We start from the raw sequence: 21,227 nt of genomic DNA on the forward strand, positions 1-21,227 counted from the left end.
GTTCCTGGGATGCGTACTGCCACAATGGGACCGTGACCCGCGCATCCCTGAACAAACAGCCGCACGAAGTCGCCTCGATGTTCGACGACGTCGCGGAACGCTACGACCTGACGAACGACGTGCTGTCGCTGGGCCAGGACCGGGTGTGGCGCAAGGAGGTCGCGAAGGCGGTCGACGCGCGGCCCGCGCAGAAGATCCTGGACCTCGCGGCGGGCACCGCCACCTCCTCCCTGCCCTTCGCGCGCACGGGGGCGTACGTGGTCCCCTGCGACTTCTCCCTGGGGATGCTCAGGGTCGGCAAGAAGAACCACCCCTGGCTGCCGCTCACGGCGGGCGACGCGACGAAGCTGCCGTTCAAGGACGACACCTTCGACGCGGTGACGATCTCCTTCGGGCTGCGCAACGTGCAGGACACGGACACCGCGCTGCGGGAGCTGTACCGGGTGACGAAGCCCGGCGGACGTGTGGTGATCTGCGAGTTCTCGCACCCGACCTGGGCGCCGTTCCGCACGGTCTACACCGAGTACCTGATGCGCGCCCTGCCGCCGGTGGCCCGCGCGGTCTCCTCGAACCCCGAGGCGTACGTCTATCTCGCCGAGTCGATCCGTGAATGGCCCGACCAGCCCGCCCTCGCCGAGCGGCTGATCAAGGCCGGCTGGTCCAAGGTGGCCTGGCGGAACCTCTCGGGCGGCATCGTCGCGCTGCACCGCGGCTTCAAGCAGGGCTAGAGCTTCTCCGGGCGGCCGCCCGGCGCTCACCCGAGGAGTGCGAAGGGGTCGTGCGGGGGGTCGAGCTCGCGTTGCAGGCCGCCCGACGGCGGCTGGGGCAGTCGCGGTTCGCGCACCCCCGCGCCCCCGCCGCCCTCACCCTCGCCGAGATCGAACCACACCGTCACGACTGCCCCGCGCGGCACCTCGGAACCGGGCAGCGGGTACTGGCGTACGACGTAGTCGACGACCGTCAGGTCGAAGTCGGGCCGGTCGGGCGCGGCGAGGAACACCCCACGCGCCTCGGCCGTCTCGCGCGCGTCCACGGCCATCAGGCCGACGAGCCGCGGTACGCGCACTTCGGGTGTCTTGCGTGGTATGCGCACAGACGTCACCCCCAGCGGTACCGGCAGGGTAAGCCCATGCCGGGCCCCGCCGGAAGGCGTCGTCAGGGCGGGCCGCCGGTGGCCCGGGCCCCTCAGAGAGCCAGCCGGTAGCAGTGCCCGAACTGCTTCGACGTCGGCGTGGTGAACGTTTCCGCCAGCTCCATGCCCAGGCGTCTGGTCACGGCGATCGAGCGTTCGTTGCGGGAGTTCACCATGGCCACCACGCTCGTGACGCCCGTCGCGCGCACCCGCTCCAGCGTCGACTGCGCCGCCGCGGTCACGTACCCCTTGCCCCAGTACTCCCGGCCGAGCCGCCAGCCGATCTCGATCTCGCCCTTGGGCCCCCACTCGTGGGGCCACGGCTGGGCGCCGGTGAAGCCGATGACCCGGCCCTCCTCGTCGAGCATGGTCCAGAAGCAGAAACCGTGCTCGGCGTCGTGCCGGCGCTGGCGGGCGGTCAGCTCCTCGTACACGGACAGTTCGGCGGACTTCCCTCCGTGGAACTCCATCACGTCCGGGTGGTCGAAGGCCCGGTGCCAGGCGAAGGCGTCCTCGTCGGTGGGGACGCGCAGGTGTACCACGGGGAGAGCTCGGTTCACGGGGCAGCCCTTCAGCCAGGTGATCAGTACCGCTGCATAGACTGCCCATGTCCCGTGCCCGTCAGCACGCGGATTTCGAGACTTCGCGTTGTGAGATTTTCGAGCCTTGGGGAGACCCTGCCGTGACCGAGTCCCAGTCCCAGCCCCTCTCCGAACACGCCGCGCCCCTGTCGGAACACTCCGCCGACGTCATCGTCGTCGGGGCGGGGCCGGCCGGTTCCACCACGGCGTACTACCTGGCCAAGGCCGGACTTGATGTCCTGCTCCTCGAAAAGACGGCGTTCCCGCGGGAGAAGGTGTGCGGCGACGGACTGACGCCCCGCGCCACCAAACAGCTCGTCTCCATGGGGATCGACATCTCGGAGGAGGCGGGCTGGCTCCGGAACAAGGGGCTCCGCATCATCGGCGGCGGCGTCCGCCTCCAGCTGGACTGGCCGGAACTCGCCTCCTACCCGGACTACGGACTCGTCCGCAAGCGCGACGACTTCGACGAGCAGCTGGCCCGCCAGGCGCAGAAGGCCGGCGCGCGGCTGTACGAGCGCTGCAACGTCGGCGCCCCGATCGTCGACGACCGCACGGGCCGTATCACGGGCGTCCACGCGAAGCTCGGCGACGCCGACTCCAAGGAGAAGCGCGAGGTCACCTTCCACGCGCCCCTGGTCGTCGCCGCCGACGGGAACTCCACCCGGCTGTCCCTGGCGATGGGCCTGCACCGCCGCGAGGACCGCCCGATGGGCGTCGCCGTGCGTACGTACTTCACGTCCCCGCGCCACGACGACGACTACCTGGAGTCGTGGCTGGAACTGTGGGACCGCCGCGGCCCGGGCGAGGACCGGCTGCTGCCGGGCTACGGCTGGATCTTCGGCATGGGCGACGGCACGTCCAACGTCGGTCTGGGCGTCCTCAACACCTCGGCCGCCTTCAAGGAACTGGACTGGCGCGAGGTCCTCAAGGCGTGGTGCGCCTCGATGCCGGCGGACTGGGGCTACACCCCGGAGAACATGACGATCCCGATCCGCGGGGCCGCCCTGCCGATGGCCTTCAACCGCCAGCCCCACTACACGAAGGGCCTGCTGCTCGTCGGCGACGCGGGCGGCATGGTGAACCCCTTCAACGGCGAGGGCATCGCGTACGCCATGGAGTCCGGGCAGATCGCCGCGGACGTCATCGTCCAGGCGCAGGCCCGGGCGACCCCCGCCCAGCGCGAACTCGCCCTCCAGCGCTACCCGAAGGTCCTCAAGGACACCTACGGCGGCTACTACACGCTCGGCCGCGCCTTCGTGAAGCTCATCGGCAACCCGAAGGTCATGAAGATCGCCGCGCAGCGCGGTCTCACGCACCCCATGCTGATGAAGTTCACGCTGAAGATGCTCGCCAACCTGACGGACCCGACGGGCGGCGACGCGATGGACCGCATCATCAACGGCCTGACGAAGGTGGCCCCGAGGGCCTGACGGGACCGGGGCCCGACCGGGCCCCTTTCTCGTGTCCCCGTACACGCGCATGCTTGTGGGCCGTTTCCCCCGCCGGGGAAACGGCCCACAAAAGCATTCAAAAGGTGTGACCCAAGGCGTGTGACCGAAGGTCAGAGCACCCGGACCGCACCGCTCGCCGGGTAACCCGACAGGTCCTGGATGACGACGCCCTTCGAGGGGTTCGCCGCGTCCAGGTACTGGCCGCCGCCGATGTAGACGCCCACGTGGTACGCCGAGCCCGCGCCACCCCAGTACAGGATGTCGCCGACCTGGATGTTGGACAGCGAGACCGGGGTGCCGGCCACGGACTGGTCCTGGGAGACGCGCGGCAGGTCGACACCGACCTGCTTGAACGCCGCCTGGACCAGGCTGGAGCAGTCCCACGCGTCGGGACCGGAGGCGCCCATGACGTAGGCGTCGCCGACCTGAGCCTTCAGGAAGCTGATGACGGTCCCGACGCTGCCGCTGGCGGGAGCCACGGCGTCGCTGCTGGCGGCCGTGGAGGCCGTCGTGAGGGTCGTCCGGCCCGCGGAGCGGGTGGCGCGCTCGGCGGCCTCCTTGCGGGCCGCCTCGGCCTTCTCCTTGGCCTCGGCCTTCTTCTTCGCGTCCGCGAGGTCCGACTTGGCCTGCTTCGCGGCCTTCTGGGCGGCGGCGTCACGCTCGGCACGCAGCTGGTAGTCGGCCGCGGCCTGCTGGGTCACCTCCGCGGACTCGGCGACCTGAGCGGTCATGTCTGCCGTGAGGGTGGGCAGCTCGATGGTCTGGGTCACCGGCTCGGCCGCGTTGGCCGTTCCGGCGGCACCGGCCACTGCCAGGGTGCCGAGGACGCCACCGGCAACTCCGGCGCGCATCGCGAGCGCCGAACTGCTGCGAGGCCGGGGTTTCCGGTGGCTTCGTATGTGAGCGGTGTGGGACATAGGGACAACCGGTATCAGGGGCTCCTCCATACCTTCAAGAAACGTGTGGTGCGCCACAATTGTTCAACGGACGCGCGAATCGGGGTCGTGACGCCCTTTATTGACGCCGTAACGGGCAATCTGGACAGTGCCCGACGCGCCTGTGATCACGGCCTTTTCGCGTTACGTCCGAATTGCCCGCGACCTACCACTCGTTGAGCCGGTTGGCCAAGCCCGGTTGTTTCCGGCCTGTTACCCATGTGACGCACGTCACGGAACGGTAGCCCCGGCGACCGCGTTGCGCGTGCGGATCGTGGGGAGACTCGGCACCGATCCGGAGGGTGACCCGCGATCGGGCCGACACCGGCCCCCGCTCGTGAACGGATGCACGCACCCGCGCCGTCCACAACGGACATCCCAACTCCCCCCGAGGTGTGAACGAGTTCCTCTATCAAGCGACCCCGTCCAACGCCAATTTGCCTTGGATCCGCCTGGCTTGATAGTGCGCCAAGGCCCGGACCAGCGGCGACGATCGGGAATGTCACCTCTGGTGATCACTCGGACGCTTCTCGTACGAAGATCGGCACTCATCCGACTTCATGATCCTTCACCGGGTGGTGGAGATCACAAAGGCGTTGTCGTACCCCGTGTCGCAGATCACAGACCGGCAGGCATAGGATGCGGGGCAGTTGGGCTTGTGACCTGCTTCACATGTGCGCGATCTTCGTGTGAGCCGCACGGGGTTCCGCACATCTCACGACGGTCGTGAGGTTCGTGGAGCGGGGGCGACGCCTGATGCAACCGCCAGCAGTCAATGCCGACTGAGAGGAGCGAGGAGCGGTGAACGCGTATGCGCCCATCCTCGTACTGGGAGCCCTCGGGGCAGGCTTTGCGATCTTCTCCGTGGTCATGGCCACGCTTATCGGTCCAAAGCGATACAACCGGGCCAAGCTTGAGGCCTACGAGTGCGGGATCGAGCCGACCCCCACGCCGGCGGGCGGCGGGCGGTTCCCCATCAAGTACTACCTGACGGCGATGCTCTTCATCATTTTCGATATCGAGATCGTCTTCCTCTATCCCTGGGCCGTCACCTTCGACGCGCTCGGGGTCTTCGGGCTCGTGGAGATGCTGCTCTTCGTGCTCACCGTCTTCGTCGCCTACGCGTACGTGTGGCGGCGCGGCGGCCTGGAATGGGACTGAACCCCGCATGGGACCGACACCCGCAAGGGCCCCGTATGGGACTGACCCCCGCAAGGGACTGAGCCCCGTATAGGGGACAGAGGAGCCATTGAGCATGGGACTCGAAGAAAAGCTGCCGAGCGGCTTCCTGCTGACCACCGTCGAGCAGGCCGCGGGGTGGGTGCGCAAGTCGTCCGTCTTTCCCGCCACCTTCGGCCTCGCCTGCTGCGCCATCGAGATGATGACGACAGGGGCGGGCCGCTACGACCTGGCGCGCTTCGGCATGGAGGTCTTCCGCGGCTCGCCGCGGCAGGCCGACCTGATGATCGTCGCCGGGCGTGTCAGCCAGAAGATGGCACCGGTTCTGAGGCAGGTCTACGACCAGATGCCGAACCCCAAGTGGGTGATCTCCATGGGGGTCTGCGCCTCTTCGGGCGGCATGTTCAACAACTACGCGATCGTGCAGGGCGTCGATCACATCGTCCCCGTCGACATCTACCTCCCGGGCTGCCCGCCGCGGCCCGAGATGCTGATGGACGCGATCCTCAAGCTCCACCAGAAGATCCAGTCCTCGAAGCTCGGCGTGAACGCCGAGGAAGCGGCCCGTGAGGCGGAGGAAGCGGCGCTCAAGGCGCTCCCCACCATCGAGATGAAGGGGCTGCTGCGGTGAGCGACGCGAACGGCAACGGCACGAACGGCGCCAATCCCGAGAAGGACCTCGGCGCCTCCAACCTCCCGGGCCAGCGCGGCGACGGCGGCGAGGAGATCCGCGTCCAGCGCGGAATGTTCGGCGCCAACAACGGCGGGGACACCTCCGGATACGGCGGCCTGGTCCGCTCGGTGCGCCTCCCCGGCCCGGCCTCCCGCCCGTACGGCGGCTGGTTCGACGAGGTCGCCGACGAACTCGAAGGCGCCCTGGAGGAACAGGGACTGGTCCCGGAGAACGCGATCGAGAAGACGATCGTCGACCGCGACGAGCTCACCTTCCACGTCGAGCGCGAGCATCTGCTCCAGGTCGCCCGGACCCTGCGCGACGACCCGGCCCTGCGCTTCGAGCTCTGCACCGGAGTGAGCGGGGTGCACTACCCGGCCGACAAGGGCCGCGAGCTGCACGCCGTCTACCACCTGCGCTCGCTCACCCACAACCGGCTGATCCGCCTCGAAGTCAGTGCCCCCGACAGCGACCCGCGCATCCCGTCCCTGGTCGCGGTCTATCCGACCAACGACTGGCACGAGCGCGAGACGTACGACTTCTTCGGCATCGTCTTCGAAGGTCACCCGGCGCTGACGCGGATCATGATGCCGGACGACTGGCAGGGCTTCCCGCAGCGCAAGGACTATCCCCTCGGCGGTATCGCCGTCGAGTACAAGGGCGCCCAGATCCCGGCTCCGGACCAGCGGAGGTCGTACTCATGAGCACGCAGTCAACGAGCGCGCAGTCGGCGGACGCGCAGTCGGCATCGGCGCGGGAGACCACCGAGGGGACCGTCTACACGGTCACCGGCGGCGACTGGGACGAGGTCGTCGAGACCGCGGCCAGGGCCGACGACGAGCGCATCGTCGTCAACATGGGCCCCCAGCACCCCTCCACCCACGGTGTGCTCCGGCTCATCCTGGAGATCGAGGGCGAGACGGTCACCGAGGCCCGCTGCGGCATCGGCTACCTGCACACCGGCATCGAGAAGAACCTCGAATACCGGACGTGGACCCAGGGCACCACCTTCGTGACGCGCATGGACTACCTGACGTCCTTCTTCAACGAGACCGCGTACTGTCTCGCCGTCGAGAAGCTCCTCGGCATCGAGGACCAGGTCCCGGACCGCGCGACGATCATCCGGGTGCTCCTGATGGAGCTGAACCGGCTCTCCTCGCACCTGGTGTGCATCGCCACCGGCGGCATGGAGCTCGGCGCCACCACGATCATGATCTACGGCTTCCGTGATCGTGAACTCATTCTCGACATCTACGAACTCATCACCGGCCTGCGCATGAACCACGCGTTCATCCGGCCCGGCGGCCTCGCCCAGGACCTGCCCCCGGGCGCGGTGGACCACATCCGCGAGTTCGTGAAGAAGATGCAGAAGAACCTTCCCGAGTACGACAAGCTCGCCACCGGGAACCCCATCTTCAAGGCCCGTATGCAGGACGTCGGCCACCTGGACCTGACCGGCTGCATGGCCCTCGGCGCCACCGGACCGATCCTGCGGTCCGCCGGCCTCCCGCACGACCTGCGCAAGGCCCAGCCGTACTGCGGCTACGAGACGTACGACTTCGACGTCCCGACCACGGACACCGCCGACGCGTACGGGCGCTTCCTCATCCGTCTTGAGGAGATGCGCCAGTCCCTCGCGATCGTCGAGCAGTGCCTGGACCGGCTCCAGCCCGGCCCGGTCATGGTCACCGACAAGAAGATCGCCTGGCCCGCCCAGCTCGCGCTCGGCCCCGACGGCCTCGGCAACTCGCTCGACCACATCAAGAAGATCATGGGCACCTCCATGGAGGCCCTGATCCACCACTTCAAGCTGGTGACCGAGGGCTTCCGCGTCCCGCCGGGACAGGCGTACGCGGCCGTCGAGTCACCCAAGGGGGAACTCGGGGTGCACGCCGTGTCCGACGGAGGCACCCGCCCCTACCGGGTCCACTACCGGGACCCGTCCTTCACCAACCTGCAGGCCATGGCGGCGATGTGCGAGGGCGGCCAGGTCGCCGACGTCATCGTGGCCGTCGCCTCCATCGACCCCGTGATGGGAGGCGTCGACCGGTGACCACCATTCCTTCCGGGCCGGGCGTACAGCCACAGGGCAGCACACAGCCGCAGGGCCCGGGGCCGCAGGGCGTCAGCCTGGGCATGCCCCAACTGCCCGCTCCCGACTATCCGGCCGACGTCCGGACCCGGCTCGAAGCGGACGCGCGCGAGGTCATCGCCCGCTACCCGGACTCCCGGTCCGCCCTCCTTCCGCTGCTGCACCTCGTGCAGTCGGAGGAAGGCCATGTCACGCGCACGGGGCAACGGTTCTGCGCGGAGATGCTCGGCCTCACCACCGCCGAGGTGACCGCGGTCGCGACCTTCTACTCCATGTACCGCCGCAAGCCGAGCGGCGACTACCAGGTGGGCGTCTGCACCAACACGCTGTGCGCGGTCATGGGCGGCGACGCGATCTTCGAAGCCCTCCAGGAGCACCTGGGCGTCGGCAACGGCGAGACCACCGACGACGGCAAGGTCACCCTGGAGCACATCGAGTGCAACGCGGCCTGCGACTTCGCTCCGGTCGTGATGGTCAACTGGGAGTTCTTCGACAACCAGACCGTGGCCAGCGCGAAGGGCCTCGTCGACGACCTGCGCGCGGGCACCGGGGTCGAGCCGACCCGCGGCGCCCCCCTGTGCACCTTCAAGGACACCGCCCGCATCCTGGCGGGCTTCCCCGACGAGCGCCCCGGCGCGGTCGAGGCGAGCGGCGGCGCGGGCCCCGCCTCGCTGGTCGGCCTGCGGCTGGCCAAGGGGGAGACGGGTCCCGCGCGCGTGGTGCATCCGCGCGGGTCCAAGACTCCCGGATCGTCCGCGGCCCCCGGCTCCTCCCGTGACGGGGCTCCGTCCGACCCGTCACCGGCCGACCCGTCGCCGTCCGGCCAGCCCTCGTCCAAGCACCTCAGCTCGCACGACGCACCGCAGGACACGTCGGCGTCCGACCCGGACCACCCGGCCGGGCCCGCCGCCGAGGAGGGGGAGTGATGACCTTGTCCACTCAGTACGGGGGCACCTCCCGGCCGGAGACCGGAGCGGACCCCGAGAAGGTGCTCGCACCGGTGCTGTCGGCCTTCTGGGACGAGGACAAGTCCTGGACGCTGGACACCTACCGGCGGCACGACGGGTACGAGGGCCTGCGCAAGGCGCTCGCCATGTCACCGGACGACCTCATCGCCTATGTGAAGGAATCCGGACTGCGCGGCCGCGGCGGCGCCGGATTCCCGACGGGAATGAAGTGGCAGTTCATTCCCCAGGGCGACGGAAAGCCTCACTATCTAGTTGTCAACGCCGACGAATCGGAGCCCGGGACCTGCAAGGACATCCCGCTCCTCTTCGCGAACCCGCACAGCCTCATCGAGGGCATCGTGATCGCCTGTTACGCGATCCGGTCTTCGCATGCGTTCATCTATCTGCGGGGTGAAGTCGTCCCCGTACTGCGGCGGTTGCACGAAGCTGTGCGCGAGGCCCACGAGGCGGGCTACCTGGGGGAGAACATCCTGGGCAGCGGACTCGATCTCCAGCTCACCGTGCACGCGGGCGCGGGCGCGTACATCTGCGGTGAGGAGACCGCACTCCTCGACTCGCTCGAAGGCCGCCGTGGGCAGCCGCGACTCCGTCCCCCCTTCCCTGCGGTCGCGGGACTTTATGCCTGTCCCACTGTGGTGAACAACGTCGAGTCGATCGCGTCGGTTCCCGCGATTCTCCACAAGGGCAAGGAATGGTTCCGCTCGATGGGGAGCGAGAAGTCCCCGGGCTTCACGCTCTACTCGCTCAGCGGCCATGTCACGAGCCCCGGCCAGTACGAGGCCCCGCTCGGCATCACCCTCCGTCAGCTCCTCGACATGAGCGGCGGCATCAGGGCCGGACACCGCCTCAAGTTCTGGACGCCGGGCGGCTCCTCGACCCCGATGTTCACCGACGAACACCTCGACGTCCCCCTCGACTACGAAGGAGTGGGCGCCGCGGGTTCCATGCTCGGCACGAAAGCACTCCAGTGCTTCGACGAGACGACCTGTGTCGTTCGGGCCGTCACCCGGTGGACCGAGTTCTACGCCCACGAGTCCTGCGGCAAGTGCACACCCTGCCGCGAAGGGACGTACTGGCTCGTGCAGTTGCTGCGCGACATCGAGGCAGGCAAGGGCGTCATGTCCGACCTCGACAAGCTGAACGACATCGCCGACAACATCAACGGCAAGTCCTTCTGCGCCCTCGGAGACGGCGCCGCCTCACCGATCTTCTCCTCCCTCAAGTACTTCCGCGCGGAGTACGAGGAGCACATCACGGGCCGCGGCTGCCCCTTCGACCCCGCCAAATCGACGCTCTGGGCCGACAAGGACAAGCACACGGAGGTGAACGCATGACCGTGACCACCAGCGCTCCCTCCGGAGGCGGGGAAGCGGCGGTCCCGCCGGAGGACCTCGTCTCGCTGACCATCGACGGCGTCGAGATCAGCGTGCCCAAGGGCACCCTGGTCATCCGCGCCGCCGAACAGCTCGGCATCGAGATCCCCCGCTTCTGCGACCACCCCCTCCTCGACCCGGCCGGCGCCTGCCGCCAGTGCATCGTCGAGGTCGAGGGCCAGCGCAAGCCCATGGCGTCCTGCACGATCACCTGCACGGACGGGATGGTCGTCAAGACCCATCTCACCTCTCCCGTCGCCGAGAAGGCCCAGAAGGGTGTGATGGAGCTGCTGCTCATCAACCACCCGCTGGACTGCCCCGTCTGCGACAAGGGCGGCGAGTGCCCGCTGCAGAACCAGGCCATGTCGCACGGCGACTCCGAGTCCCGCTTCGAGGGAAAGAAGCGGACGTACGAGAAGCCCGTCCCGATCTCCACCCAGGTACTGCTCGACCGTGAGCGGTGCGTGCTCTGCGCCCGCTGCACCCGCTTCTCCAACCAGGTCGCGGGCGACCCGATGATCGAACTGATCGAGCGGGGCGCCCTCCAGCAGGTCGGCACCGGCGAGGGCGACCCCTTCGAGTCGTACTTCTCCGGGAACACCATCCAGATCTGCCCGGTCGGAGCCCTCACCTCGGCGGCGTACCGATTCCGCTCGCGCCCCTTCGACCTCGTGTCCTCGCCCTCGGTGTGCGAGCACTGCTCCGGCGGCTGCGCGACCCGCACCGACCACCGGCGCGGCAAGGTCATGCGGCGCATCGCGGCCGACGACCCCGAGGTCAACGAGGAGTGGATCTGCGACAAGGGGCGCTTCGGCTTCCGGTACGCGCAGCAGCGGGACCGGCTGACGACCCCCCTGGTGCGCGGCGGATCCGGTGAGCTGGAGCCCGCCTCGTGGCCCGAGGCACTGGAGGCGGCGGCCCGGGGACTCCTCGCGGCCCGCTCCCGCGCCGGCGTCCTCACCGGCGGCCGGCTGACCGTCGAGGACTCCTACGCGTACAGCAAGTTCGCGCGCGTGGCCCTCGACACGAACGACATCGACTTCCGTGCGCGCGTGCACAGCGCCGAGGAGGCCGACTTCCTGGCCGCCCGCGTCGCGGGCCGCGGCCGGGACCTCGACGGTACGGGCGTCACGTACACGGCACTGGAGAAGGCGCCCGCGGTCCTGCTCGCCGGATTCGAGTCCGAGGAGGAGGCGCCCGGCGTCTTCCTGCGGCTCCGCAAGGCCTGGCGCGGACACGGGCAGCGCACCTTCTCGCTGGCCACGCACGCGACCCGCGGCCTGGAGAAGGCGGGCGGCACCCTGCTGTCGGCCGCCCCCGGCACCGAGACCGCGTGGCTGGACGCGCTCGCCTCCGGCACCGGTCTGGAGGACGACGGGGCGAAGGCCGCCGAGGCACTGCGCCTGGCGGGCGCCGTGATCGTCGTCGGTGAACGGCTGGCCTCCGTGGCGGGCGGACTCACCGCCGCCGTACGGGCCGCCGCCGCCACCGGCGCCCAGTTGGTGTGGATCCCGCGCAGGGCCGGGGAACGCGGCGCGATCGAGGCGGGGGCGATGCCCTCGCTGCTGCCCGGCGGACGCCCCGCCACCGACCCGCGCGCGCGGGACGAGGTCATCGGGGCCTGGAGGATCGGCGCGCTGCCGCACCGGCACGGCCGCGACACCGGACAGATCGTCGAGGCCGCCGCCACCGGTGAACTCTCCGCGCTCGTCGTGGCGGGCGTGGAGGTCGCCGACCTCCCCGATCCCACGCGCGCGCGTGCCGCCCTGTCCGAAGTGGGCTTCCTGGTGTCGCTGGAACTGCGTCCCAGTGAGATCACCGAACACGCGGACGTCGTGTTCCCGGTCGCCGCGGTCGCCGAGAAGGCGGGCACCTTCCTCAACTGGGAGGGCCGCGCACGTCTCTTCGAGGCCGCTCTCAAGCCCGACCAGATGACCCGCCGGGTGGCGCCCACCGACGCGCGCGTCCTGCAGATGCTGGCCGACGCCATGGACGTCCACCTGGGCCTGCCCGACCTGCGGACCGTGCGCGCCGAACTGGACCGGCTCGGCGCCTGGGACGGGCCGCGGGCCACCGAACCGCTGGAGACCGCGGCGCAGTCGCCGCGGCCCGCCGCCGGGGAGGCCGTCCTCGCCGGACACCGGCTGCTGCTCGACCAGGGACGCCTCCAGGAGGGCGACGAGGCGCTCGCCGGGACCCGGCACGACGCCCACGCGCGCGTGTCGCCCGCCACGGCCGCCGAGGCGGGCGTCAAGGACGGCGACACGCTGGCCGTCACCGGGCCCTCGGGAGCGGTCGAACTCCCGCTGCGGATCACGCAGATGCCCGACTGGGTGGTCTGGCTCCCGCTGAACTCCGCCGGGGGAGGCGTCGCCTCGGACACGGGCGCGACCCCCGGCGCACTCGTCCGCATCGGACCGGCGACGCTCGCCGGCGAGGCCCCCAAGGAGGTGGAGGCATGACCCCGAACCTCACCGCGTCGGTCCACCTGGCCGCGGAGGACCTCTCCGTGTTCGGCCGGGACGTCTGGTGGCTCGTCGTCATCAAGGCGGTCTTCTGCTTCGCCTTCCTGATGCTGACCGTGCTCTTCTCCATCGTGTGGGAGCGCAAGGTCGTCGCCTGGATGCAGCTGCGCATCGGCCCCAACCGGCACGGCCCCTGGGGCATGCTCCAGTCGCTCGCCGACGGCATCAAGCTGATGCTCAAGGAAGACCTGATCGTCAAGCGCGCGGACAAGGTCGTCTACATCCTCGCGCCGATCGTGGCGGCCATCCCGGCCTTCATGGCGATCGCCGTGATCCCCTTCGGGCCGGCCGGCAACGAGATCTCGATCTTCGGCCAGCGCACCACGATGCAGCTCACCGACCTGCCGATCGCGATGCTCTACATCCTCGCGGTCGCCTCGGTCGGCATCTACGGCATCGTGCTCGCGGGCTGGTCCTCCGGGTCCACGTATCCGCTGCTCGGCGGCCTGCGCTCGTGTGCGCAGATGATCTCCTACGAGATCGCCATGGGCGCCGCGTTCGCGTCGGTGTTCCTGTACTCCGGCTCGATGTCCACCTCGGAGATCGTCGCCCAGCAGCAGGACCGCTGGTTCGTCGTCCTGCTGCCGGTGTCGTTCCTGATCTACATCGTGACGATGGTCGGCGAGACCAACCGCGCCCCCTTCGACATGCCGGAGTCCGAGGGCGACCTCGTCGGCGGCTTCAACACCGAGTACTCGTCCATCAAGTTCGCGCTGTTCATGCTCGCCGAGTACGTGAACATGGTGACCGTCTCGGCGGTCTCCGTGACGCTCTTCCTGGGCGGCTGGCGGGCCCCCTGGCCGATCAGCACCTTCTGGGAGGGCGCCAACCACGGCTGGTGGCCGATGCTGTGGTTCGTCATCAAGGTGCAGCTGCTGCTGTTCTTCTTCATCTGGCTGCGCGGCACGCTGCCCCGCGTCCGCTACGACCAGCTGATGAAGCTCGGCTGGAAGGTCCTGATCCCGGTCTCCGTGGTCTGGCTGATGCTCGTGGCGACCGTACGGACCCTGCGCAACGAGAACTACGACTTCGCCGACATCGCCCTGTACGTGGGCGGCGGGGTCCTCGTCCTGCTGCTGCTCTCGTTCGTCGCCGACATGTTCCGCGAACGCAAGGACGCCGAGGGCGCCCGCCAGGCGCTGGACGACACCGCCGCCTTCGACCCGATGGCGGGCGGCTATCCCGTGCCGCCGCTGCCCGGACAGGAGTTGCCGCCGGTGCCCCGGCGCCGCCCGCGCCGGGAGCGGGAGTTGATTGTCAGTGGTGGCGTGAATACTGACAGTGACGGATCCGATGGACCTCGTGACGGAAAGGAGGCGTCCGATGGCTGACGAGCAGAAGGAGACCAAACCCGGTTTCCAGAATCCCGTCGCAGGCTTCGGCGTGACCTTCAAGGCCATGTTCAAGAAGCGGCTGACCGAGCAGTATCCGGAGCAGCAGAAGACCACCGCACCGCGCTTCCACGGCCGGCACCAGCTCAACCGGCATCCGGACGGCCTGGAGAAGTGCGTCGGCTGCGAGCTGTGCGCCTGGGCGTGTCCCGCCGACGCCATCTATGTGGAGGGCGCGGACAACACCGAGGAGGAGCGCTACTCCCCGGGCGAGCGGTACGGACGCGTCTACCAGATCAACTACGCCCGCTGCATCCTGTGCGGCCTGTGCATCGAGGCGTGCCCCACGCGCGCGCTGACGATGACCAACGAGTTCGAGCTGGCCGACAGCAGCCGCGCCAACCTCATCTACACCAAGGAGCAGCTGCTCGCCGGTCTGGAGGAGGGCATGGTCGAGTCGCCGCACTCGATCTTCCCGGGCACGGACGAGCAGGACTACTACCGTGGCCTGGTCACCGAGGCCGCGCCGGGCACGGTGCCGCAGGTCGCCGTCTCCAAGGGCGAGGTCCCGCAGGAGAGCGGGTCCACCTCCGGTCCGGACGAGCCCGCGTCGGAGCAGGTGATCGGCCGATGACCGCCCAACCGGCCGCCCACTTCGGCTCCCTGGCCGTCGACGCCGGCACCTCGCTGGCGGCCTACTCGACCTCCACGGGCGAGGCCGTCCAGTTCTGGATCCTCGGTACGGTCGCCGTGATCGGCGCCCTGTGCACGGTCCTCATGAAGAAGTCCGTGCACAGCGCGCTCTGCCTCGCCGGGACCATGATCATCCTGGCGGTGTTCTACCTCGCCAACGGCGCCTACTTCCTGGGCATCGTGCAGGTCGTCGTCTACACCGGCGCGATCATGATGCTGTTCCTCTTCGTGGTCATGCTCGTCGGTGTCACCGCGGCGGACTCCCTGAAGGAGACCATCAAGGGCCAGCGCTGGCTGGCCCTCCTGTGCGGCCTCGGCTTCGGCATCCTGCTGTGCGCGGGCATCGGCAACGCGTCGCTGAACGAGTTCGAGGGCCTTGCCCAGGCCAACGCCGGCGGCAACGTGGAGGGCCTGGCCGCCCTCATCTTCACGAAGTACGTCTTCGCCTTCGAGATCACCGGCGCCCTGCTCATCACGGCCGCCGTCGGCGCCATGGTGCTCACCCACCGCGAGCGCACCGAGCGGGCCAAGACCCAGCGAGAGCTGGCCGAGGAACGCGTACGGGCGAACAAGCAGCTCCCGCCGCTGCCCGCACCCGGTGTGTACGCCCGGCACAACGCGGTGGACATCGCCGGTCTCCTCCCGGACGGCACCCCGTCCGAACTGACCGTCATCAGCACGCTGCGCGAGCGCGGCCAGATCCGCGATGTGTCGGACGAGGCCATCAAGGACCTGAAGGCGCTCGAACAGCGTTCCGGGGAGCGGCTCGGCCGCGAAGGCCGCGAAGAGGAGGCCGCGAAGTGAACCCCGTCAACTACCTGTACCTCGCCGCCCTGTTGTTCACGATCGGCGCCTCGGGTGTCCTGATCAGGCGGAACGCGATCGTGGTGTTCATGTGCATCGAGCTCATGCTCAACGCCTGCAACCTCGCGTTCGTCGCCTTCTCCCGGATGCACGGCAATCTCGACGGACAGATCATCGCCTTCTTCACGATGGTCGTCGCCGCCGCGGAGGTCGTGGTCGGGCTCGCGATCATCGTGTCGCTGTTCCGTTCCCGCCACTCGGCCTCGGTCGACGACGCCAGCCTGATGAAGCTGTAAGGGGTCGCTGAATCGTGGAGAATCTGATTGCGCTGCTGGTGGCAGCGCCTCTGCTCGGAGCGGCCGTACTGCTGTGCGGCGGCAGGCGGCTCGATGCCGTCGGCCACTGGATCGGCACGGTCCTCGCGTCCGCCTCCTTCGTGATCGGCGCGATCCTCTTCGCCGACATGCTGGGCAAGGACGCGGAGCACCGGGCCCTCGCGCAGCACCTGTTCAGCTGGATCCCCGTCGAGGGCTTCCAGGCGGACGTCGCCTTCCAGCTCGACCAGCTGTCGATGACGTTCGTCCTGCTGATCACCGGCGTCGGCTCGCTCATCCACGTGTACTCGATCGGGTACATGGAGCACGACGAGCGCCGCCGCCGCTTCTTCGGCTATCTGAACCTGTTCCTCGCGGCGATGCTGCTGCTCGTCCTCGCCGACAACTACCTGCTGCTGTACGTCGGCTGGGAGGGCGTGGGCCTCGCCTCGTACCTGCTCATCGGCTTCTGGCAGCACAAGCCCAGTGCCGCGACCGCCGCGAAGAAGGCCTTCCTGGTCAACCGCGTCGGCGACATGGGCCTGTCGATCGCCATCATGCTGATGTTCACCACCTTCGGGACCTTCGCCTTCGGGCCGGTCCTGGAGGCCACCGGTGAGACCGGCGAGGGCAAGCTCACCGCCATCGGGCTGATGCTGCTGCTCGCCGCGTGCGGCAAGTCCGCCCAGGTGCCGCTGCAGTCCTGGCTCGGGGACGCGATGGAGGGCCCGACCCCGGTCTCGGCCCTCATCCACGCCGCGACCATGGTGACCGCGGGTGTGTACCTGATCGTCCGCTCCGGGGAGATCTTCAACGCCGCGCCGGACGCCCAGCTCGTCACCACCGTCGTCGGAGCGGTCACGCTCCTGTTCGGTGCGATCGTCGGTTGCGCCAAGGACGACATCAAGAAGGCGCTCGCCGGTTCGACCATGTCGCAGATCGGCTACATGATTCTCGCGGCGGGCCTCGGCCCGATCGGGTACGTCTTCGCGATCATGCACCTGGTGACGCATGGCTTCTTCAAGGCCGGGCTCTTCCTCGGCGCCGGTTCGGTCATGCACGGCATGAACGACGAGGTCGACATGCGCAAGTACGGCGGCCTGCGCAAGCACATGCCCGTCACCTTCGTGACGTTCGGCCTCGGCTACCTCGCCATCATCGGCTTCCCGGGCCTGTCCGGCTTCTTCTCCAAGGACAAGATCATCGAGGCCGCCTTCGCCAAGGGCGGCACCGAGGGCTGGATCCTCGGCGGCGTGGCCCTGCTGGGCGCGGCCATCACCGCGTTCTACATGACGCGCGTGATGCTGATGACGTTCTTCGGCGAGAAGCGCTGGCAGCCGGACGAGCACGGCCACGAGCCGCACCCGCACGAGTCGCCGCGGTCCATGACGATCCCCATGATCGTGCTGGCCTTCGGATCGGTCTTCGCGGGCGGCTTCTTCGGCGTCGGCGACCGCTTCCTGCACTGGCTGGAGCCCGTCACCGAGCACGCGCACGGACACCCGCCGATCGGCGCGACCACCGTCACCCTCTCCACGATGGTCGTGCTCGTCATCGGCGTCGGCCTCGCCTGGCTCCAGTACGGGCGCCGTCCCGTCCCGGTCGTCGCCCCGCGCGGCTCCCTGCTCACCCGGGCCGCCCGCCGCGACCTCCTCCAGGACGACTTCAACCACGTCGTCCTGGTGCGCGGCGGCGAGCACCTCACGCGCTCCCTGGTGTACGTCGACCACACCCTGGTCGACGGGGTCGTCAACGGCACGGCGGCCTCGATGGGCGGTCTGTCCGGACGGCTCCGCAAGCTGCAGAACGGCTACGCGCGCTCGTACGCCGTCTCGATGTTCGGCGGTGCGGCGATCCTCATCGCCGCGACCCTGCTGATGAGGGCGGTCTGATACCGATGTCCTTTCCTCTGCTGACAGCGACGGCGGCCCTCCCGGCGATCGGGGCGATCGCCACGGCCGCCGTGCCGGCCGCCCGCCGCACCGCCGCCAAATGGCTGGCGCTGCTCGTCTCGCTCGCCACCCTCGCCCTCGCCGTCGTCGTCCTGGTCCGCTTCGACCCCGTCGGCGACCGCTACCAGCTCACCGAATCGCACTCCTGGATCAAGGACTTCGGGGTGCGGTACGAACTGGGCGTGGACGGCATCGCGGTGGCGCTGATCGCGCTGACCGCCCTGCTCATCCCGTTCGTGATCCTCGCGGGCTGGCACGACGCCGACCCGCTGGAGACCCACAGCAGCCGGTGGCGGCCGACCCAGGGCTTCTTCGCCCTGATCCTCGCCGTCGAGGCGATGGTGATCATCTCTTTCGAGGCCACCGACGTCTTCCTCTTCTACATCTTCTTCGAAGCCATGCTCATCCCGATGTACTTCCTCATCGGCGGCTTCGGGGACCGGGCCCACGCGGGCTCGGACGAACACGCGGCGGCACAGCGTTCGTACGCCGCCGTGAAGTTCCTCCTCTACAACCTGGCCGGCGGCCTGATCATGCTGGCCGCCGTGATCGGCCTCTACGTGGTGGCGGGGAACTTCTCGCTCCAGGAGATCGCCGAGGCCCGGGCCAACGGCTCGCTGGACATGGCGACCAACACCGAACGATGGCTGTTCCTGGGCTTCTTCTTCGCCTTCGCGGTGAAGGCGCCCCTGTGGCCGCTGCACACCTGGCTGCCCAACGCCATGGGGGAGTCCACCGCCCCGGTCGCCGTCCTGATCACCGCGGTGGTCGACAAGGTCGGCACCTTCGCGATGCTGCGCTTCTGCCTCCAGCTCTTCCCGGAGGCCTCGAAGTGGGCGACGCCCGTGATCCTCGTCCTCGCCCTGATCAGCATCGTCTACGGGGCGCTGCTCGCGGTCGGCCAGCGGGACATCAAGCGCCTGGTGGCGTACGCGTCGATCTCCCACTTCGGGTTCATCATCATGGGCATCTTCGCGATGACCAGCCAGGGGCAGTCGGGCGCGACGCTCTACATGGTCAACCACGGGATCTCGACCGCCGCGCTGATGCTGGTGGCCGGCTTCCTGATCACACGGCGCGGCTCGCGTCTGATCGCCGACTACGGAGGGGTGCAGAAGGTCGCCCCGGTGCTCGCGGGCACCTTCCTGATCGGCAGCCTGGCGACGCTGTCGCTGCCGGGACTCGCGCCGTTCGTGAGTGAGTTCCTGGTCCTGATCGGCACGTTCGCGCGCTATCCGGTGATCGGGATCATCGCCACCTTCGGCATCGTCCTCGCCGCGCTCTACACACTCGTCCTCTACCAGCGGACGATGACGGGCCCGGTGAAGCCCGAGGTCTCGGCCATGCCCGACCTCAAGGTGCGCGAGCTCGTGGTGGTCGCCCCGCTGATCGCCCTGCTGATCTTCCTCGGCGTCTACCCGAAGCCCCTCACCGACATCGTCAACCCGGCGGTCAAGCAGACCATGTCCGACGTACACAAGAAGGACCCCAAGCCCGAGGTGGAGGCCGCCAAGTGAGCGCTACAGCCGTCCACAGCCTGTGGACAACGGCGGCCGATCCGATCCAGAAGATCGACGCGCCGAACATCGAGTACGGGCAACTGTCGCCCACCCTGATCGTCATCGGGGCGGCGGTGATCGGCATCCTGGTCGAGGCCTTCGTGCCCCGCAGGTCCCGCTACTACGTGCAGGTCTTCGTGTCCGTCGTCGCCCTCGCCGCCGCGTTCGCCGCGGTGGTCGCCCTCGCGGCGAGCGGCTACGGCACCACGAAGGCCGGTATCGCCGCGATGGGCGCCGTCGCGGTCGACGGTCCCGCGCTCTTCCTGCAGGGCGTCATCCTGCTGGCCGGTGTACTGGGCGTGTTCACGTTCGCCGAACGGCGCCTCGATCCCGTGGCGCACGGCAACCGCGTCGACTCGTTCGCGGCGCAGGCCGCCTCCGTACCGGGCAGTGACAGCGAGAAGGCCGCGGTCAAGGCGGGATTCACCACCACCGAGGTGTTCCCGCTGCTGCTCTTCGCCATCGGCGGCATGCTCGTCTTCCCGGCGGCGAACGACCTGCTGACCCTCTTCATCGCGCTGGAGGTCTTCTCGCTGCCGCTCTACCTGCTGTGCGCCGTGGCCCGCCGCAAGCGGATCATGTCGCAGGAGGCCGCGGTCAAGTACTTCCTGCTCGGCGCGTTCGCCTCCGCGTTCACCCTCTTCGGCATCGCCCTGCTCTACGGCTACGCCGGCTCCGTGTCGTACGCGACGATCGCCCAGGTCGTCGACGGCACGGTCGAGACGGTGAACCCTGCCCTCGCCGACACCATGGGCAACGACGCGCTGCTGCTCGTCGGCGCCGCGATGGTCGTCATGGGCCTGCTGTTCAAGGTCGGCGCGGTGCCGTTCCACATGTGGACCCCGGACGTCTACCAGGGCGCTCCGACCCCGGTGACCGGCTTCATGGCCGCCGCGACCAAGGTGGCCGCCTTCGGCGCGCTGCTGCGGCTCCTGTACGTCGTCCTGCCGGGCCTGCGCTGGGACTGGCGGCCGGTGATGATGGGCGTCGCGGTCGTCACCATGCTGGGCGGCGCGATCGTCGCGATCACCCAGACCGACATCAAGCGGCTCCTCGCGTACTCGTCCATCGCGCACGCGGGATTCATCCTCGCGGGTGTCATCGCGATGACACCGGACGGTGTGTCGTCGGTGCTCTTCTACCTGGGCGCCTACTCGTTCGTGACGATCGGCGCGTTCGCGGTGGTCACCCTCGTCCGTGACGCGGGCGGCGAGGCCACGCACCTGTCCAAGTGGGCCGGCCTCGGACGCAGGTCACCGCTGGTGGCGGCCGTGTTCGCGGTCTATCTGCTGGCCTTCGCGGGCATCCCGCTGACCTCCGGCTTCGCGGGCAAGTTCGCCGTGTTCAAGGCGGCGGCCGAGGGCGGCGCGGGCGCGCTGGTCGTGGTCGGTGTGATCTCGTCGGCCATCGCGGCGTTCTTCTACATCCGCGTGATCGTGCTGATGTTCTTCAGCGAGCCGCGTCCGGAGGGACCCACGGTCGCCGTGCCGTCGCCCCTGACGATGACGGCCATCGCGGTGGGCGTGGCGGTCACGCTGGTGCTCGGTGTGGCGCCGCAGTACTTCCTGGACCTGGCGGGGCAGGCGGGCGTCTTCGTCCGCTGAGGTCTCCCGGTCCGTGGGCCCCGGTTCCGCCCGGAACCGGGCCCCCACGCCGTTGTCC

The 21,227-nt window shown here is 69.1% G+C and carries 19 protein-coding genes; 16 read left to right on the forward strand and 3 right to left on the reverse strand.

The window, feature by feature from the left end:
* Nucleotides 1-32 precede the first annotated feature (32 nt).
* Nucleotides 33-728: a demethylmenaquinone methyltransferase gene (locus J8N05_RS09305; RefSeq protein ID WP_107020917.1), complete on the forward strand. Its 696-nt coding sequence runs from the start codon at nucleotides 33-35 to the stop codon at nucleotides 726-728.
* A gap of 26 nt (nucleotides 729-754) precedes the next feature.
* Here J8N05_RS09305 and J8N05_RS09310 read toward each other — a convergent pair whose 3' ends face one another.
* Together J8N05_RS09310 and J8N05_RS09315 are read right to left on the reverse strand one after the other, a co-directional pair.
* Entirely contained in the window at nucleotides 755-1,102 is a 348-nt protein-coding gene (locus J8N05_RS09310) for a PASTA domain-containing protein (RefSeq protein WP_383937923.1), read from the reverse strand.
* Nucleotides 1,103-1,185: 83 nt separating this feature from the next.
* Nucleotides 1,186-1,692 carry a GNAT family N-acetyltransferase gene (locus J8N05_RS09315; RefSeq protein WP_210881961.1) on the reverse strand — a complete coding sequence of 169 codons (507 nt, stop codon included), beginning with the start codon at nucleotides 1,690-1,692 and terminating at the stop codon, nucleotides 1,186-1,188.
* A gap of 122 nt (nucleotides 1,693-1,814) precedes the next feature.
* On the opposite strand from J8N05_RS09315, the gene J8N05_RS09320 reads away from it, so the two are divergent.
* Nucleotides 1,815-3,146: a geranylgeranyl reductase family protein gene (locus J8N05_RS09320; RefSeq protein ID WP_210881962.1), complete on the forward strand. Its 1,332-nt coding sequence runs from the start codon at nucleotides 1,815-1,817 to the stop codon at nucleotides 3,144-3,146.
* Nucleotides 3,147-3,277: 131 nt separating this feature from the next.
* On the opposite strand, the gene J8N05_RS09325 is transcribed toward J8N05_RS09320, so the two are convergent.
* Nucleotides 3,278-4,114, reverse strand: coding sequence for a C40 family peptidase (locus tag J8N05_RS09325; RefSeq protein ID WP_210881963.1), 837 nt, complete (start codon nucleotides 4,112-4,114; stop codon nucleotides 3,278-3,280).
* 789 nt (nucleotides 4,115-4,903) lie between these two features.
* Between J8N05_RS09325 and J8N05_RS09330 the strand changes: the two genes are divergently transcribed.
* The 14 genes from J8N05_RS09330 to nuoN all read left to right on the forward strand — a co-directional run bounded on the left by J8N05_RS09330 (nucleotide 4,904) and on the right by nuoN (nucleotide 21,169).
* Entirely contained in the window at nucleotides 4,904-5,263 is a 360-nt protein-coding gene (locus J8N05_RS09330; protein WP_033319564.1) for an NADH-quinone oxidoreductase subunit A, read from the forward strand.
* A gap of 94 nt (nucleotides 5,264-5,357) precedes the next feature.
* Nucleotides 5,358-5,912, forward strand: coding sequence for a NuoB/complex I 20 kDa subunit family protein (locus J8N05_RS09335; protein ID WP_018528252.1), 555 nt, complete (start codon nucleotides 5,358-5,360; stop codon nucleotides 5,910-5,912).
* Nucleotides 5,909-6,658 (forward strand): NADH-quinone oxidoreductase subunit C, encoded by a 750-nt coding sequence (locus J8N05_RS09340; RefSeq protein WP_210881964.1) that lies wholly within the window; start codon nucleotides 5,909-5,911, stop codon nucleotides 6,656-6,658. Before J8N05_RS09335 ends, J8N05_RS09340 begins: the two co-directional genes overlap by 4 nt.
* Nucleotides 6,655-8,007 carry an NADH-quinone oxidoreductase subunit D gene (locus tag J8N05_RS09345; protein WP_210881965.1) on the forward strand — a complete coding sequence of 451 codons (1,353 nt, stop codon included), beginning with the start codon at nucleotides 6,655-6,657 and terminating at the stop codon, nucleotides 8,005-8,007. The genes J8N05_RS09340 and J8N05_RS09345 overlap by 4 nt, the downstream gene beginning before the upstream one ends.
* Before the next feature lie 83 nt (nucleotides 8,008-8,090).
* Nucleotides 8,091-8,972 (forward strand): NADH-quinone oxidoreductase subunit NuoE, encoded by an 882-nt coding sequence (gene nuoE / locus J8N05_RS09350; RefSeq protein ID WP_210890102.1) that lies wholly within the window; start codon nucleotides 8,091-8,093, stop codon nucleotides 8,970-8,972.
* Entirely contained in the window at nucleotides 8,972-10,348 is a 1,377-nt protein-coding gene (gene nuoF / locus J8N05_RS09355) for an NADH-quinone oxidoreductase subunit NuoF (RefSeq protein ID WP_189776993.1), read from the forward strand. Before nuoE ends, nuoF begins: the two co-directional genes overlap by 1 nt.
* Nucleotides 10,345-12,849, forward strand: a complete 2,505-nt coding sequence (locus J8N05_RS09360; protein WP_210881966.1) for an NADH-quinone oxidoreductase subunit G — start codon at nucleotides 10,345-10,347, stop codon at nucleotides 12,847-12,849. The genes nuoF and J8N05_RS09360 overlap by 4 nt, the downstream gene beginning before the upstream one ends.
* Entirely contained in the window at nucleotides 12,846-14,243 is a 1,398-nt protein-coding gene (nuoH, locus tag J8N05_RS09365; protein WP_210881967.1) for an NADH-quinone oxidoreductase subunit NuoH, read from the forward strand. Before J8N05_RS09360 ends, nuoH begins: the two co-directional genes overlap by 4 nt.
* On the forward strand, nucleotides 14,236-14,877 hold the full coding sequence (gene nuoI / locus J8N05_RS09370) for an NADH-quinone oxidoreductase subunit NuoI (RefSeq protein ID WP_210881968.1): 642 nt from the start codon (nucleotides 14,236-14,238) through the stop codon (nucleotides 14,875-14,877). Before nuoH ends, nuoI begins: the two co-directional genes overlap by 8 nt.
* Nucleotides 14,874-15,740 (forward strand): NADH-quinone oxidoreductase subunit J, encoded by an 867-nt coding sequence (locus tag J8N05_RS09375; protein ID WP_210881970.1) that lies wholly within the window; start codon nucleotides 14,874-14,876, stop codon nucleotides 15,738-15,740. Before nuoI ends, J8N05_RS09375 begins: the two co-directional genes overlap by 4 nt.
* Nucleotides 15,737-16,036, forward strand: coding sequence for an NADH-quinone oxidoreductase subunit NuoK (gene nuoK, locus J8N05_RS09380; protein ID WP_069171239.1), 300 nt, complete (start codon nucleotides 15,737-15,739; stop codon nucleotides 16,034-16,036). The genes J8N05_RS09375 and nuoK overlap by 4 nt, the downstream gene beginning before the upstream one ends.
* Nucleotides 16,037-16,050: 14 nt before the next feature.
* Nucleotides 16,051-17,946, forward strand: a complete 1,896-nt coding sequence (nuoL, locus tag J8N05_RS09385; RefSeq protein ID WP_210881971.1) for an NADH-quinone oxidoreductase subunit L — start codon at nucleotides 16,051-16,053, stop codon at nucleotides 17,944-17,946.
* A 5-nt stretch (nucleotides 17,947-17,951) separates the two neighbouring features.
* Nucleotides 17,952-19,523 carry an NADH-quinone oxidoreductase subunit M gene (locus tag J8N05_RS09390; protein ID WP_210881972.1) on the forward strand — a complete coding sequence of 524 codons (1,572 nt, stop codon included), beginning with the start codon at nucleotides 17,952-17,954 and terminating at the stop codon, nucleotides 19,521-19,523.
* The gene (nuoN, locus tag J8N05_RS09395) at nucleotides 19,520-21,169 is read left to right on the forward strand and encodes an NADH-quinone oxidoreductase subunit NuoN (protein ID WP_210881973.1); all 1,650 of its coding nucleotides are present in this window, start codon (nucleotides 19,520-19,522) and stop codon (nucleotides 21,167-21,169) included. The genes J8N05_RS09390 and nuoN overlap by 4 nt, the downstream gene beginning before the upstream one ends.
* Nucleotides 21,170-21,227: the final 58 nt, after the last annotated feature.

This window comes from Streptomyces liliiviolaceus (assembly GCF_018070025.1).
GTDB classification, from domain to species: domain Bacteria; phylum Actinomycetota; class Actinomycetes; order Streptomycetales; family Streptomycetaceae; genus Streptomyces; species Streptomyces liliiviolaceus.